Source organism: Pauljensenia sp. UMB6358 (genome assembly GCF_030216865.1).
GTDB classification, from domain to species: domain Bacteria; phylum Actinomycetota; class Actinomycetes; order Actinomycetales; family Actinomycetaceae; genus Pauljensenia; species Pauljensenia turicensis_A.
The window spans coordinates 22,375-37,776 of record NZ_JASOMS010000008.1; the positions used below are offsets into that span (position 1 = coordinate 22,375).

Sequence of the window (15,402 nt, forward strand, 5' to 3'; positions counted from 1 at the left end):
TGTAGGTTCGCTCGACACGCCGTCATTGGCGCAAACCAGATCCGGTTCATTTTTAGAACCGGGAAAGAAATCAACGTCAATCTCTAATCCCACGCCCTAACACGGCTAGAGCACCAGACTCGAACCGACACCGCTAGAACAGCGTTATTTGCGATTAAGAGAGGCGCATTTTTCATCTCCGTTAGCGAGTTAAACCCTAAAACCCTACCTGAACAGGGAAAACACGATACTAGGTAACGCAAAACCCAAACCCACTAACGCAAGCGATTTTTCACACCCCCTAAGCGATACTCGCTAACGCAAAAAGGTACTTATCAAATCCGACGTCTCAGTGGAGCGGGCGACGGGATCCCCAGTGCCACACCGTGGCACAGTGGGCCCATTTCGATTCCCGGCCCGACACTAAAACCGACCACAAGGGAACAACCTTGTGGCCGGTTACAAGAGCGGGCGACGGGAATCGAACCCGCCTCTGAAGCTTGGGAAGCTTCCATTCTACCGATGAACTACGCCCGCAATTCATCGCCATTGGCAACAGGTTTGATCATACCAGAGGTCAAACATACTGGTCAGCCAAGGCGACAGACAAAGAGAGGAGGGACGCTGTCCCACAAGGAATCGCGCCCCTCCTCTTGATCAACGCTTGACTAGGCCGACAGCATCAGCCTGGCGCACGCAGATCAACAGCGGCAGAGACGGTGCGCCCACCCCACGCAAGTACCTCCGCGTGGGTTTCGACTCCGTTGGAATTCAGATCAGACCAACGAGATCCATCAGGACCCGTGTGGCCAAGCTTAAAATCGGCAGTTTCAACGGCTCGTTGAAGGGAGATCTTTTCAAGTTCGTATGACCACTATATTACCTTCGTCCCACACACTGCCTACACTGCAGTCATGCCCCGCTTAGTTGTTGCCGCCGCCATCGTCGACTCGCTCGACAACCCAACGCAGTTGCTCTGCGCCGCACGCTCATACCCGCCCGAGCTGGCAGGAAAATTTGAGCTTCCCGGTGGAAAGATCGATCGCGACGAGACCCCGCTTCAGGCACTTCACCGCGAAATACGCGAAGAAATGAACACCGCCATCCGCGTGGGCGCTCAGGTAATGACGGAAGAGGGCACGTGGTGGCCAATCCTGCAGGGGTGCACGATGGGAGTCTGGTTAGCTGAACTAGCGCCGGACGCGCCCGCCCCCACTTTGAATGGTTCCCATAGTGAGTTCCGCTGGACTCCTTTAGACAAGGTCGACACGCTTGACTGGATTGGCCGCGATCTTGAGATTGCGATGGCCGTTGCACGCACATCCGGTTTCGAGCCAGCGGACCGCTAAGAGCCTGAATATATGACCAAATACCTAGATAATTTGGCGACATATGGGGTACATCTGTCAGAATAGTCCTATGCCTAAGATCATCGGAGACTCCCTAGAAAACCACCGCGCTCTGACTCGCCACAAGCTTTTCGACGCGCTCGGAGGGCTCCTCGCCGAACAGTCTTTCGACACGATCACCATGTCGCAGATCGCGTCACGCGCCAACGTCGGACGCACCGCTGTGTACAACCACTTCGAAGATAAAGAAGTTCTGCTCCTTGCCTACATGAACGAGGCAACCGCAGAATTCTCGGCACTTCTTCACGAATCAATCGACACAGAACCCGACCCGATTGAGCGTCTCCGCATCTACGTGCACGCACACTTGGAGATGACCAGTCGCTACCACCTAGCAAGTCGCGTTCACCTGCGCGATCAGATGTCGACGGAAAAGTCCGAACATCTTCACGAGCATGCAGGCGTGATCGGCAACCTCCTTCTCAACATCCTCATCGATGCAATGAAGTGCGAAGCGATCCCCATGCAGGACCCGCACATTCTGGTCGCGCTGATCCACGCCTGCTTGTCCGGGCAACGCCTGCCCTCGGATCCCGACAAGCGACGCGCACTCTGCGTAGCATCGGAAGCGTTCGTCTTGCGCGCAGTTGGAGCCTCGTCGGAGAAAATCCACGCACTCCCCTCGCCGAAAAAGCGCGCCGAAGCCGAAGAGCACAATACCCAGGCCTCTTTTATGCGGTGCCCGGTCGCGCACTGACGCGCAGATACGAGGCCCCCTGAAACAGCCTTACCGTCACAGACGTGCGACGCACACCATACCTCTAAACCAATCACAGGGAATAGATTCACTACTCAGGCCGTTGAACTCTACGAAACGGGAAACCGCAACGAAATAATCAAAGCGATTCCCAGCAATAGATCACGCTCATACAATCGCACCTCGGGTTCACTCGAACCCCGCACATAAGGAGACCGCATTGGCCACCGTCACGCTTCACAACGACAACTTTGAAACCACCGTCGCCGAAAACGCCATCGTCTTGGTTGACTTCTGGGCAACTTGGTGCGGCCCGTGCCGCCAGTTCGGTCCGGTCTACGAAGAAGCCTCCAACAAGCACACCGACATCGTCTTCGGCAAGGTCGATACTGACGCAGAGCAGAACCTTGCTCGCGCAGCTCAGATCTCGTCCATCCCGACGATCATGGCGTTCCGCGACGGCATCGCCGTCTTCCGTCAGTCCGGCGCCCTTCCGGGTGCTGCACTCGACGATCTGATCCAGCAGATCCGCGACCTCGACATGGATCAGGTTCGCGCATCCATTGCCGAATCCCAAAAGTAAACCGGCAGAAAACCCACCTTCCAGGTTTGGCAAGTCGCACTATTAGCGACACACTTGGACCATGAGCCACCCGACGATGATCTTCACAATCGTCGGGTGGCTTTTGTTTATTGCAACCGCAATCACCCTGATTTACGTCATTTCACGGGCGCACAACGGCGAAAAAACGCGAGGTGCCATCCTGCTGAAAAAGAAGAATCACGATGACGAAACAGGCGACGATCTGCTGAGATACCGGCCCGCCATCATCGCCCACGAAATCCGTACTCCGCTGGCACTCATCCGCGGAGCCGGCGAACTGCTCGAAGAAGGTCTTGCTGGCGACCTGAACGAACAGCAACACCACTTCGTTCGCACCATGACAACGAACACTCAGCAGGTCATCGACCTGACCGAGTCAATCATCACCGACCTCAAACTCTCACGTGGCGGAACACTGTCAACCGAGCTCGTCGACGTGAGAGACATCGTTGCCTCAACCGCACGAGAAATGCGACGCATCACCGACATCCCCATCCATGTGAACGCGGTCGGGGGAGTCCTCAACATCCACGCGAACGCTTCCATGCTCCGGCAAGTCATGTGGAACCTGATCAACAACTCACTCCACCACGGAGACGGCACCTCGCCGATCACGATCAGCGTCGCCTCAACCGAAGATGGCGGAGCGCAAATCACCGTCGAGGACTCCGGCCCGGGAATTACCCCTGAAACCCAAGAAAAAATGTTCGACGCTTTCACGTCGGAAACCACCGATGGCCGGGGATCCGGAATCGGACTGATGGTCTCCCAACGAATAATCGAGGCGCACGGTGGCAGAATTATGGTGGACTCGTTGCCTGAGTGTGGCACGGTCATCCACGTTGTACTGCCGAAGGGGAAGTGATGAGACAGCACGCGCTTATCGTCGACGACGAACCCCAGATGCTCTCAATCATCGCCTTCGCGCTGGAAACCCAAGGCTTCACGTGCGAAACGAAACCCAACACCACAAAAGCCTGGCAATACCTTCAAGATCGCAGTGTTGATCTGGTTGTCCTTGACGTCATGACGCCGACCGGATCAGGCGTTGACCTGACCCGAAGAATCCGTGGCGCCGGCATGGCGGTTCCGATCATTTTGCTTACTGCCCTTGGTGATGAAGAAGACCGTATCGTTGGCCTCGAGGCAGGCGCCGACGACTACGTGACCAAACCCTTCAGTCCCCGCGAGCTCGCACTGCGCGCCCAAGCAATCGTCAGGCGAACCCAGCCTGTACGACAACAAGAATCCGTGCACCTCGGGCCCATCACCATCGACGCTGATATGCAACGCATAACCTGGGACGGAGTCGTCATTCCGCTCAGCCCTACCGAACAGCGTGTCCTGACAATCCTAGCCTCGCGACCAAACCAGGACATCCCCTGGCGAGACCTCCTCAGCGAAGGCTGGTCCACAACCGACCAAGTCGGCGCACACGACATGATCAAAACAACGATGTATCGCCTTCGCCGTCAGCTAGAACGTGCGGGCATCGACTCTTCGTGTATCCAGTCGGTCAGGGGACGAGGTTACCGTTTCGTCATCGAGGCCTCATAACGCTGACTTTGAGCACTCGCGCTTGATAAGGGGCCTCGTGCCCCCACTTATGTCCGCCAGACTGCGCGCACGCACCTAGCCCGCACACTCTGGAACGTAGCCCGCCCACTTTGGTAACAGCACTGTTTCCAAACGCCACCAAAACCCGCCCGAATTGTCACCAACCAGAAGACACAATCGTTGAGTCTTAACTCTTCAACTAAAGGAGACACTGTTGTCTTCCCAGTCAAACTCTTTGGGTTTCCTTTCGGCGCCACCGGCAGCACCGCCCGTCAGCCCCGAACGCGTCGACTCGATGTACCGCTCATGGCGCTTCAAGGTGTTCATGGGAATCTTCCTCGGATACGCCGGCTTCTACCTGATCCGTAACAATGTGTCACTAGTGTCGGCAATCCTAAAGGAACACGACATCATGAACGCTGCCGGCATCGGCATCGTTGCCAATGCAGTGCTCTTCGCATACGGCCTGTCGAAGTTCTTTATGGCCATGCTGTCCGACCGCGCAAACGCACGCTACTTCATGCCGATCGGCCTGGCACTCTCGGCAATCATGAACCTGCTGATCGCATTCGTGCCCGTTCTTTCCGCATCAGTCGGCCTCTTCGCGATCATGATGTTCATCAACGGCTGGTTCCAGGGCATGGGCTGGCCTCCCTCAGGTCGCGTCCTGGTCCACTGGTTCTCCACCACCGAACGTGGCTGGATGACCTCGATCTGGAACTGTGCACACAACGTTGGTGGCGCGGGCGTCGGCCTGCTCTCCGCTTGGGCACTCGACACCTTCGCAACCTCCGATGCTGACTGGCGTCCCGCCTTCTGGGCACCGGCAATCGCAGCGCTCATCGTCGCCCTCATTGCACTGATCCTTGTCCGCGACCGCCCCGAAGCCCTCGGCCTTCCGCCGATCGAGGAATACCGCAACGACCCGGCAAAGGTGAAGGAAACCTCGGATATGCCGTGGAAGGAAATGCTGTTCAAGCACGTCCTGACCAACCGCGTCGTCGTCCTCCTGGCCGTCACCAACGTCTTCGTCTATACGCTCCGCTACGGCGTCCTCAACTGGATCCCGATCTACCTGACCGAACAGGTTCACGGCGTCAACGTCAAGGAAGGCATCCTTGGCTTCGCAATCTACGAAGGCGCCGGCATCGCCGGCACCCTGCTCTGTGGCTGGGTTTCCGACAAGATCTTCAAGGGCTGGCGTTCAGGCGCAGGCATCCTCTTCCTGGCAGGCGTTGGCATTTCTCTTCTCGCCTACTGGCTCATGCCTCACAGCGCCCCCATCTGGGTCTTCTACCTGCTCATCGCCGTCATCGGTGGCCTGATCTACGGCCCGGTCATGCTGATCGGTCTTCAAGCAATCGACCTTTCACCCACGAATGTTGCGGGCACCGCAGCTGGCTTCACCGGCCTCTTCGGATACCTGCTCGGCGCAACCCTGGCATCGTCCGGCGTTGGTCTGCTGATCCACAACTTCGGCTGGAACATCGCCTACGGCTTCCTTATTGTCGTTGCCGTCGTCGCCGTCATCCTGATGATGATCGTCGGCAAGGAGGAACGCGCCCTCATGAAGCGTCACGTAGCCAATACGTGACCTTCTTCCCCGATGTGTATCGCCGGCGACTTCCCAATCTTGGTCGCCGGCGATACTGCATCCTCGCACTAGTCTGGTTCCTATGAAATCCCTACGCCAAAGCCGCCTCAGTTCACTGATCGCGGTGGCAATCGTGGGGATCATCAGCATCTCGCCGCTCTTTCTTCTTTTCGCAGACTCAAAGCCGGACCTCAGAATCCTGTGCTCCAACACGTCAACGGTGTGCGAAGCTCTAGCTAGGCGCTACGAGCAACGCGAAGAAACAAGCGTCGACGTCGTACGAGCACCAACGTCAGAAGCCCTTGCTCGCCTGATATCAACCCGCGCCCACTCAGAATTCGACGTCTGGGTTGGTGGTCCAGCCGAAGCGCACGTCCAAGCCGAAAACCTCGGACTACTTCGCCTTGCCCCGGACGTTGACACCAGTGGGCTACCCGATGCTTTCCACTCTCGATCGTGGTTCGGGATTTACGGTGGCATCTTGTCCTTCTGCCAGTCACGAACGGTCACACGATCCCCAGAAGGTCTTCGAAGCTGGCAGGACCTGTCATCAACTTCCCTCCCCCTGATCGTCCCTTCTCCCCTGACCTCGGGAACAGCAGCAACATTCTTGAACGTGCAGAAAGAACGCTTCGGCAGCGCCTCGCAAGCAATCCAATTCCTGCGCCAAGTCGACGCTCACACCCTGACCTACGTGAACTCAGGAACCGACCCCGCACACCTTGTCGCAATCGGACGCTCACCCGCATCCATCACTTTCGACAACTACTGTCGCCTTGAAGCACACCATGGCGCCGACGTCATGGTCACCTACCCACTTGACGGAACCGGCTTCGAAATCGGAGCAGCATCTCTTCCCCGACGCACTCGCGAATCAGAGGACGCACAAAAGTTCCTGCAGTGGGTTGTCAGCGACGAAGGACAGGCGCTCGGTGCCGAGGTCGCAGACCAATCTCCCGTCAGTACGCGCCTCCCCGAACACATTTCACGACGTCTTGAAACACTCGGAATATCAATCTTCGGCGAGGATCCCAGCGCGGCCTCCCTTCAGCGCGCCACCCTGATTAAGCGATGGACGAAAGACGTCTACCTTCCATCGTCCACCCAGGACGCACCCGCCCCCATTGGCGCGCCCCGCGCCAACCACCACGTGTCAGACACTGAATCTTTACCTCTAGCCGATGAACTGTCATGGAGTGACCTCGTCCCCACTGCCATTCGCACGCTGAAAATCAGCACATTAGCCGGACTGGGTGCGACAATCCTCGGAATCACAATCGCACTCCCCCTGTACCTGCGCTCCCGACGAACATTCATCTGGATTCTTCCAGCACTCTTGCCTGCACTGATCCCACCGGCAGTCATCGCTCAAGCACTGATCTGGATGGGCGCCCCACCCTACTCGCAGGCAACAATCGTCGTCGCGCTTGCCATCAACGCAAGCCCCTTCGCTGTCCTCATGCTGAGCTTCATCCTGTCGTCCTTCAACCACGGCGAAGTCCAAACAGCAGTCACTTTCGGGAGCCCCGAGCGAAACATTTTTAAAAAGCTTCTTGCTCCACGCATCCGAGCAGCCCTGATCCCCGCATTCGCGTTGACCACATTCATGGCAGCTTCCGACGTATCAGCAACAAGCACGAACGCGTCGGCTGAACCGTACCTACCGGTGTTGGCGCTCAATGCGTTGAACTCAGGACTCGATTCTTCCGTCCCCACTCACATCGCACTCATCTACGTTGGAGTCGCGTCCGCGACCACGTTCATCGTTTTGCGTAGCTTGACGCTGACTCGTTACACAGCCCGGCAGACAACGTACCCAACCCCGCTGAAGGAATACCTTCCGACGCTATCCGCAAGCGTCATCCCCTTCGCGTTGATATTCGTAATTATGAGTGCAGGAATCATCATCGTGATGCTCGTCGGAGCGTCCAATTGGTTCATCCACACCGCATCTGCGGAACTCTTGGGGCAGACCGTCAGAGAATCACTGCTGATCCTGGGCATCGTCCCGCTGAGCGCAGCAATAGGATTCTTGATTGCCAGGCACCGCTGGGCATTCCCCCGCGCGATCAACGCCCTGTTCCTGACTGCCTTGTTGTCCGCCCCCATTGCCGGCGGAATTCTGATTCACTTAGTTTTCCAACACCCGATATCAATCGGCGACCACACGATCCTGCCACGTTTGTTGGGTGGTGGCTCGATTGCGGGTGGCATGCTGACGGTGGTTCTCACCAATCTTCTTCTTGCCCTGCCGGCCTCATATTTCCTGATGTCGTTCTCACTGCTCTCTGTTCGCCAAGCGATGAGGACCGCGGAAGAACTGGGAGCAAGCACTACGCGCACCACTCTCACAGTGGTGATTCCCGCCTTGGCAGGTCGACTGATCGGTGTGTTTGCAGCACTCAGCGGGTTGCTCATGTGTATGAGCGCCCCCTCGGCGTTCGTTGTCCCCGTCGGTTCCGCGTTCCCAGCCGTTGCGCTTCTTCCACTTGGCATCCACGGCGATCACTGGTCAGTGTTAGCTCTTGGCACGCTCGCCGCATCATCTGCCCTCGTCATGATTAGTTTGGGCATCGCATTCATTACCTCAACGACACGTCACTCCGGATATGCCAGGAAGGGCCTATGACAACCTCTACTCACATGAACTCCGGACTGCATGTTTGTGGTCTGGACGTTCACCGTGGCTCACGCATCCTGAGCGACATTTCATTCGACGTTGCCCCGGCCGAGATCCTTGCTGTCGTTGGACCGTCGGGGTGCGGCAAGACAACGCTCTTACATACCCTTGCGGGCATCGAAGCGGCCAGAAGTGGCTCCATCGTCGTTGACGGCTCGGACATCACCACTCTTCCCGCAGGAAAACGCCCAACCGGCCTACTTTTTCAGACGCCCTCGTTGTTCAATCATATGAACGTCCACGAAAACATTGCTTTCGCGCTGGATAGTACGAATGTTCCCCCTGCTCAACGCGAGTCTTTGATCGATTCGATCATGGTTCGCATGGGTATCGTCGGCCTAGCATCACGCTACCCCTACCAGCTGTCGGGCGGTCAGGCTCAACGCGTCGCTCTGGCACGGACACTTGTGCGACGACCCTCCGTCCTGCTGTTGGACGAGCCCCTCGCGCACGTGGGCGCATCCGTTGCGTCAACGATCCGAGCTTCCCTGATTCGCGAGGTTCGACGCTTGGGCAGTGCAGTTCTCTACGTGACGCACGATGTGACCGAAGCGTGTCTGGTCGCCGATCGAATCATGCTGTTGGATTCGGGGCGGTGCCTGCAGATCGACACCGCGCGGATGCTGTATGCGCAACCGAGTTCCATCGAAGTTGCGCACCTGATGGGCATCCCCAACATCGTGTCGGGCACGGTCGAAAGTGTTGATGAGGCTCCCGATTCATCGCTTCTTCTGGCAACGGTGACGTGTGGGACTGTGGCCTATTCGATTCCTGCTCCCCACGACACGAAGCCGGGAGACGTTCAGATCAGCATTCCGCCCGAGAATATTCATTTGACTCCCAGTGCCCCGTATTCGGTGATCGGGCGTCACGGGCAAATCGTTTCCGCTTCGTTCGTCAGATCCCATATGTCCTATGACGTAGAAACCGAGATCGGGACGTTGGTTGTCCGCACGCCCGACACATCAATTCCCTTTGAAGTCGGTGCACTGGTTGAGTTTGATGTGACGTCGGGGTGGGTGCTTCCGAGCTCAGATGCGGACAACGAAGTCGCGTAAAGAAATGGGGCGCTGGGGTTTCATCCCACCAGCGCCCCTTCCCTAGGCTTGGCTTGATGCGCCTGGTCAGGCAAGCAGTTCAGCTGCCACCAGTTCGGCGACCTGGATCGCGTTGAGGGCAGCGCCCTTACGCAGGTTGTCGCCGGCGACGACCAGAACCAGACCGCAGTTGTCATCGACAGCCTGATCCTGGCGGATACGACCGACCAGAACCTCGTCGCGCCCCGCAGCTTCAAGCGGAGTCGGAACGTTGACGATGCGTACACCATCAGCGGTTGCCAGAACGGAACGCGCCTCGTCGGGGGTGATAGCGCCGGAGAATTCGGCGTGGATCGAAAGCGTGTGGCCGGTGAAAACGGGGACGCGGACGCAGGTGCCCGACACCTTGAGGTCCGGGATGTGTAGGATTCGGCGGGACTCGTTGCGGAGTTTCTGCTCTTCATCGGTCTCTTCCGATCCATCGTCAACGATCGAACCGGCCAGAGCCACAACGTCGAATGCGATCGGGGCGACGTAGACCTGCGGATCGGGCAGAGTGACCGCGCGGCCATCCAGTGCAAGACCGGCAAGATTCTGAGTGACGCTGGCTTCGGTCTGGCGCACGAGTTCTTCGACGCCCTTCACACCGGAACCGGAGACTGCCTGGTAGGACGAGACGAACAGGCGCTTCAGGCCACCCGCCTTGTCAACCAACGGGCGCAGGACCGGCATAGCTGCCATGGTCGTGCAGTTCGGGTTCGCGATGATGCCCTTGGGACGGTTCGCGATGTCTTCGGGGTTGACCTCAGACACGACCAGTGGCACGTCCGAGTCCTTGCGCCATGCGGAAGAGTTGTCGACAACAACCGCGCCGGCAGCAACGAACTTCGGCGCGTACTCAAGCGAGGCCGAGGCACCCGCAGAGAAAACAGCAATATCGATACCGTCGTAGTTCGCGGTGTCGACGTCTTCGACCGTAATCTCTTCACCCTTGAAAGTCAGGGTCGTGCCCGCCGAGCGAGCAGAAGAAAAGAAGCGAATCGACTTCACGGGAAAGTCGCGCTCTTCGAGCAGAGTGCGCATGACTCGGCCAACCTGTCCGGTTGCTCCGACGACTGCGACGTTCAGTCCGGTCATTGTTTTCTCCTTTGGTGTGGGCGCCCATACGGTGGGGCGACCGAGGGATCCGGCGTGGTTTTCACGCGGAAGTCTGCGATTTTAGATTGACGAGGCCACCTAGCGTTTCTCCCCTATCCCTATAAGGGGGCGGAGCAACAGGCGCTACGCCTTTCAACGCCCGGTGCCACCGTAGACGACTGCCTCAGATTCGGTGGCGTCAAGGCCGAATGCCGTGTGGACGGCCTGGACTGCGCGGTCAAGATCGTCGAGGCGGGTAACAACGGAGATACGAATTTCGGAAGTCGAAATCATCTCGATGTTGATGTCGGCATCAGACAGGGCCTCGAACAGCTTGGCGGACACGCCCGGGTTGGTGCGCATGCCCGCGCCGACCAGCGAGAGCTTGCCGATGTTCGGGTTGTAACGCAACTGGTCGAAGCCGATTTCGTCGCGCGCAGCTTCAAGAGCGTTGAGCGTGCGCTGCGCATCGCCTTCGGGAAGCGTGAAGGTCACGTTCGCGCGGGTCGAGTCAGAGACTGGAACGTTCTGAACGATCATGTCGATATTTGCGCCGACCTCGGCGCAGATGGAGAAGACGCGCGCTGCCATACCGGGGGTGTTCGGCAGGTTGGTGACGGTGATCTTGTCCTGGGAGCGGTCGTGGGCGATACCGGAGATGATTGGCTGTTCCATGGGGTCCTCCTGCGGATCGACAAGTGCGGCTGAGGGAACGAGTCCCTTAAGTTCTGGGTTTGCTGGACCGTCGAAGATCCAGGTGCCGTTCTTTTCTGAGAACGATGAGCGGACGTGGAGCGGCACCTTGTAGCGACGCGCGAATTCGACGGCGCGCAGGTGCAGAATCTTTGCTCCGTGCGCAGCGAGTTCGAGGGTTTCTTCCTGGGTGACGCGACGCAGACGGTGCGCCTTGGGGACAATACGAGGATCTGCAGAGAACAGGCCGTCGACGTCGGTGTAAATTTCGCAGACATCAGCGTGCAGGGCTGCCGCGAGCGCGACTGCGGTCGTATCCGATCCGCCACGGCCCAGCGTGGTGACGTCGTCATCTTCGGAGATTCCTTGGAACCCTGCGACGATGGCAACGTGGCCGTCTTTGACGGTGCGGGCAATGCGTTCGGTTACCAGACCGACGATCTGGGCACGCCCATAGTGTGAAGTCGTTTTAATGCCGGCCTGAGCGCCGGTGAACGCCTGGGCTTGAACGCCGAGTTCGTTGACTGCCATGGACAGCAGGGACATGGAGATGCGCTCGCCGGCGGACAGCAGAATGTCCATCTCGCGTTCGGGAGCGTGCTGGGTGATTTGCGTGGCTGTGTCGAGCAGGTCGTCGGTAGTGTCGCCCATTGCGGATACGACGACAACGACTTGGTGTCCTGCCTGGTGAGTTTCGACGACTCGGCGGGCGACTCGTTTCATCGCTTCAACATCTGCGACGGATGAGCCACCGTACTTCTGCACGATGAGTGCCACGATTCCCCATTTCTTCTTTTACTACGCACCTTCGTGCGTCCTTTCATCCTAGAGATGCGCCCTATCTAGCTCGAGTGCGACCGCCATACGGGCAAAGGAAACACAATAGGCGGACAAACGAAACATCAATCAGGGCTCTTCTAGGTCACTTGTGCAGGCTCAGGGTTGACAATCGCTTGAGTCCAAGTCAGCTTTTATGCTGGTCACAGCACGTGACCCGTTGAGCAAGGAGGCTCGCATGGCTGACCCGATCACAATCTATGGAACTCCTGTTGTTCAAGGTGTTGCCTACGCCCCGGCACTCTGGGTGCGCAGGCCTGAACTTCCGCCTGAGTCGGCTCCTGCTTTGCCGGAGGATGTCCGCGAAGCCGAAGTAAGTCGCTTCCTTGATTGTGCAAATGCCGTGGCTTACTCGCTCATGAATCGTGCTTCGAAAACCACCGGACAAGCGGCTGACGTTCTGATCGTGACCTCGTCGCTGGCCACTGACCGCGCGTGGACGAAGGACGTGTCGAAGCGCATCCGCGACGGCATCCCCGCGATTCAGGCGGTGATGAAGGCGACCGAGCGGTTCGTCGTCATGTTCGAGACTGCCGGCGGTGTGATGGCGGAGCGCACGACCGACTTGCGCGACGTTCGTGACCGCGTGATCGCGCACCTTCAGGGCGTGCCTGAACCGGGCATCCCGGACTGCGATTGCCCGTTTGTCCTGTTGGCGGATGATCTGTCGCCCGCTGACACCGCAAGCTTGGACACGAATGTGTGCGTCGCGATCGTGACTCAGTTAGGTGGTCCGACCTCGCACACGTCGATCATTTCGCGTCAGCTGGCGATTCCGTGCATCGTGGCAGCACGCCAGGTGGACCAGATCGCGTCGGAGGTGCCCGTCTTGGTCGACGGTGGGACGGGTGCGATCACAACCGGAATCGACGAGGCCGTGGCACTCGAAAAGGTCCGGGCTGATGCAGCGCGACTGGAACTGATTCGTTCATGGACGGGTCCCGCGCAGACCTCGGATGGGGTGCATGTCCAACTGTTGGCGAACGTTCAGGACGGGCCCAGCGCTACTTCGGCTCACGAGTCCGGCTTCGCTGAGGGCGTCGGTTTGATGCGCACCGAGCTGGCATTCCTTGACCACCCGACTGAGCCCAGCGTCGAAGAGCAAGCGCGCTCCTATTCTCAGGCACTGCTGGCATGGAGCGGCTCGAAGGTTGTGATTCGCACTCTGGATGCAGGATCTGACAAGCCCGTTGCCTACGCGACGCTACGTGATGAGCCGAACCCCGCGCTGGGTGTTCGCGGTATCCGGATTAACGGCATTCACCCGAATGTTCTGGCTAATCAGCTGGACGCGATTGCCGTCGCAGCCATGACTGCCCCCGACACCGACGTGTGGGTGATGGCACCGATGATCGCTACTGCCGCTGAAGCACGCTGGTTTGCCGGGTTGATTAACGAACGCAACGACGTTTTTGGCGTGTCTTTGAAGGCTGGCGTGATGGTCGAGGTTCCCGCGACCGCGATCCTGATCGACCAGATCATGGAGTACGTGGACTTTGTTTCTATCGGTACGAATGACCTGACCCAGTACACGATGGCCGCTGACCGTCTGTCAGCAAACCTGGCGGAGTACTCCGATCCGTGGCAGCCCGCACCGCTTGCGCTGATCCGTAAGGTCGTCAAAGCTGGCCTGCGGTTGGGCAAGCCCGTTGGCGTGTGCGGTGAAGCAGCCGCCGATCCGCTTCTTGCGTGCGTGCTTGTGGGCATGGGTGTGACATCGTTGTCGATGGCATCAAGTGCGATTTCCGGTGTGGGCGCCCAGCTTGGTCAGGTTTCTCTTGAGCAGTGTCGCGCAGCCGCCGATGCGCTTGTCGGCGCCTTCGATGGTGGCGATGGGCGCTATCGCGCGCGCCAAGCTCTTGGACTTGAGTGAGTTCTTTCATTGAGCACCGTTTTTGCCTGATTTTTAGCCGTTTTTGTTTCGACTAAGAATCAGCATGCTGAAAACAGAGTAGCCCGTTTCATATTCTGAGATATTTTCGACCGCTCTATGTTCACCCACTGAACACCCACTCCCTGAAAACCACTTCACTCGTTAGCGTCATGGAAGAAGGTCAGCCCGGCTGCCCCTCCAACCGTAAACGTCAACACGTGGAGTTCACCATGAAACGCACCGCGCAGATCAGTGCCGTCACTGGCGCAGCGCTCGCCCTTGTCCTTGCTGGATGCTCCGGCTCAGCATCGACCAGATCCGAATCGGGAACAGCCGGCGCGTCTGAGGAATACTCAATCGGCATCAGCCAGATCACCACTCACACCTCGCTCGATGCTGCACGTGAAGGCTTTAAGCAGGCGTTTACCGACGCTGGCTTGAACGTGAAGTTCGACGAACAGAACGCCCAGGGTGATCAGGCAACCGCAACTTCGATCGCAGCGAAGTTCGCAGAAGCAGATCACGACCTGATCCTGGCTATCGCAACCCCTTCAGCTCAGGCAATTGCGCAATCCATCGTTGACACTCCCGTCCTGTTCACATCCGTCACCGACCCGGTTTCTGCTCAGCTCGTAGACTCGCTCGACGCCCCTGGCTCGAACCTAACGGGCACCACCGACATGAACCCGGTCGAAGAGCAGATCAAGCTGGTCAAGCAGTTCACACCCGGGGCGAAGAGCATCGGCATCATCTACTCGTCCGGTGAAGTGAACTCCGAAGTCCAGGTGAAGCTTGCCAAGACGATAGCCGAATCCGAAGGCCTTTCCGTGAAGGAAACGACCATCACGAACTCCGCCGAAGTTCAGCAGGCAGCCCAGGATCTGGCAGGCACGGTCGACGCTATCTACGTCCCGACCGATAACACCGTCGTCTCTGCATTCGCTTCTGTCGTCCAGGCAGCTGAAGATGCAAAAATTCCGTTGATCGCAGGCGAAGCTGATTCCGTTGCTAAGGGTGCGCTTGCCACATACGGCATCGACTACAACGCACTCGGCTACCAGACCGGCCAGATGGCAATCAAGATCCTCACCGAAGGCGCCGAGCCTGCCACCATGCCTGTCGAATCCCAGACCGAATACAAACTGACCGTCAATAAGACGACACTTGAAGCAATCGGTTTGACTCTTCCGGATGCTCTCAAGGACACTGCCGTCCTGGTCGGAGAATAACTCAACGCGCTGACGCGCAACCCACGCACAGGTGCTCAGTGAACAACCAATGTTCCTGAGCACCTGCGCGTGAAAA

12 protein-coding genes and 1 tRNA gene are annotated in these 15,402 nt (G+C 58.2%); 10 read left to right on the plus strand and 3 right to left on the minus strand.

The features are described from left to right. Positions 1-445: 445 nt before the first annotated feature. Positions 446-516: transfer RNA gene (locus QP381_RS06690), tRNA-Gly, on the minus strand. 377 nt (positions 517-893) lie between these two features. On the opposite strand from QP381_RS06690, the gene QP381_RS06695 reads away from it, so the two are divergent. From QP381_RS06695 to QP381_RS06730, 8 genes are all read left to right on the plus strand, one after another. After that, positions 894-1,328 carry a (deoxy)nucleoside triphosphate pyrophosphohydrolase gene (locus tag QP381_RS06695; protein ID WP_179369995.1) on the plus strand — a complete coding sequence of 145 codons (435 nt, stop codon included), beginning with the start codon at positions 894-896 and terminating at the stop codon, positions 1,326-1,328. Positions 1,329-1,398: 70 nt separating this feature from the next. After that, on the plus strand, positions 1,399-2,085 hold the full coding sequence (locus QP381_RS06700) for a TetR/AcrR family transcriptional regulator (RefSeq protein WP_040318330.1): 687 nt from the start codon (positions 1,399-1,401) through the stop codon (positions 2,083-2,085). Positions 2,086-2,305: 220 nt separating this feature from the next. Next, positions 2,306-2,668, plus strand: a complete 363-nt coding sequence (gene trxA / locus QP381_RS06705) for a thioredoxin (protein ID WP_103632972.1) — start codon at positions 2,306-2,308, stop codon at positions 2,666-2,668. A 61-nt stretch (positions 2,669-2,729) separates the two neighbouring features. Beyond that, positions 2,730-3,554 (plus strand): sensor histidine kinase, encoded by an 825-nt coding sequence (locus QP381_RS06710; protein ID WP_219810995.1) that lies wholly within the window; start codon positions 2,730-2,732, stop codon positions 3,552-3,554. Beyond that, positions 3,554-4,246 (plus strand): response regulator transcription factor, encoded by a 693-nt coding sequence (locus QP381_RS06715; protein ID WP_285068130.1) that lies wholly within the window; start codon positions 3,554-3,556, stop codon positions 4,244-4,246. The genes QP381_RS06710 and QP381_RS06715 overlap by 1 nt, the downstream gene beginning before the upstream one ends. 214 nt (positions 4,247-4,460) lie before the next feature. Then, positions 4,461-5,840, plus strand: coding sequence for an MFS transporter (locus tag QP381_RS06720; protein ID WP_285068132.1), 1,380 nt, complete (start codon positions 4,461-4,463; stop codon positions 5,838-5,840). Positions 5,841-5,922: 82 nt separating this feature from the next. Further along, entirely contained in the window at positions 5,923-8,469 is a 2,547-nt protein-coding gene (locus QP381_RS06725; RefSeq protein ID WP_285068133.1) for a substrate-binding domain-containing protein, read from the plus strand. After that, entirely contained in the window at positions 8,466-9,578 is a 1,113-nt protein-coding gene (locus tag QP381_RS06730; RefSeq protein WP_285068134.1) for an ABC transporter ATP-binding protein, read from the plus strand. The genes QP381_RS06725 and QP381_RS06730 overlap by 4 nt, the downstream gene beginning before the upstream one ends. A gap of 66 nt (positions 9,579-9,644) precedes the next feature. Here the strand turns inward: QP381_RS06730 and QP381_RS06735 are convergent, their stop codons facing one another. After that, entirely contained in the window at positions 9,645-10,694 is a 1,050-nt protein-coding gene (locus tag QP381_RS06735; RefSeq protein WP_179369999.1) for an aspartate-semialdehyde dehydrogenase, read from the minus strand. Between the two features lie 153 nt (positions 10,695-10,847). Continuing rightward, complete coding sequence (locus QP381_RS06740; protein ID WP_285068135.1) at positions 10,848-12,164, minus strand: aspartate kinase; 1,317 nt, start codon at positions 12,162-12,164, stop codon at positions 10,848-10,850. Between the two features lie 238 nt (positions 12,165-12,402). Here QP381_RS06740 and ptsP point away from each other — a divergent pair, with 238 nt between their 5' ends. Then, the gene (gene ptsP / locus QP381_RS06745) at positions 12,403-14,097 is read left to right on the plus strand and encodes a phosphoenolpyruvate--protein phosphotransferase (protein ID WP_179370001.1); all 1,695 of its coding nucleotides are present in this window, start codon (positions 12,403-12,405) and stop codon (positions 14,095-14,097) included. 230 nt (positions 14,098-14,327) lie between these two features. Then, on the plus strand, positions 14,328-15,326 hold the full coding sequence (locus QP381_RS06750; RefSeq protein ID WP_285068137.1) for an ABC transporter substrate-binding protein: 999 nt from the start codon (positions 14,328-14,330) through the stop codon (positions 15,324-15,326). Positions 15,327-15,402 lie beyond the last annotated feature (76 nt).

Excerpts from the sequence above, each read along its gene's own strand:
- QP381_RS06695 (WP_179369995.1), top strand. The coding sequence starts at position 894 with ATGCCCCGCTTAGTTGTTGCCGCCGCCATCGTCGACTCGCTCGACAAC.
- QP381_RS06700 (WP_040318330.1), top strand. The coding sequence starts at position 1,399 with ATGCCTAAGATCATCGGAGACTCCCTAGAAAACCACCGCGCTCTGACT.
- QP381_RS06710 (WP_219810995.1), top strand. The coding sequence starts at position 2,730 with ATGAGCCACCCGACGATGATCTTCACAATCGTCGGGTGGCTTTTGTTT.
- QP381_RS06715 (WP_285068130.1), top strand. The coding sequence starts at position 3,554 with ATGAGACAGCACGCGCTTATCGTCGACGACGAACCCCAGATGCTCTCA.
- QP381_RS06725 (WP_285068133.1), top strand. The coding sequence starts at position 5,923 with ATGAAATCCCTACGCCAAAGCCGCCTCAGTTCACTGATCGCGGTGGCA.
- QP381_RS06730 (WP_285068134.1), top strand. The coding sequence starts at position 8,466 with ATGACAACCTCTACTCACATGAACTCCGGACTGCATGTTTGTGGTCTG.
- QP381_RS06735 (WP_179369999.1), bottom strand. The coding sequence starts at position 10,694 with ATGACCGGACTGAACGTCGCAGTCGTCGGAGCAACCGGACAGGTTGGC.
- ptsP (WP_179370001.1), top strand. The coding sequence starts at position 12,403 with ATGGCTGACCCGATCACAATCTATGGAACTCCTGTTGTTCAAGGTGTT.
- QP381_RS06750 (WP_285068137.1), top strand. The coding sequence starts at position 14,328 with ATGAAACGCACCGCGCAGATCAGTGCCGTCACTGGCGCAGCGCTCGCC.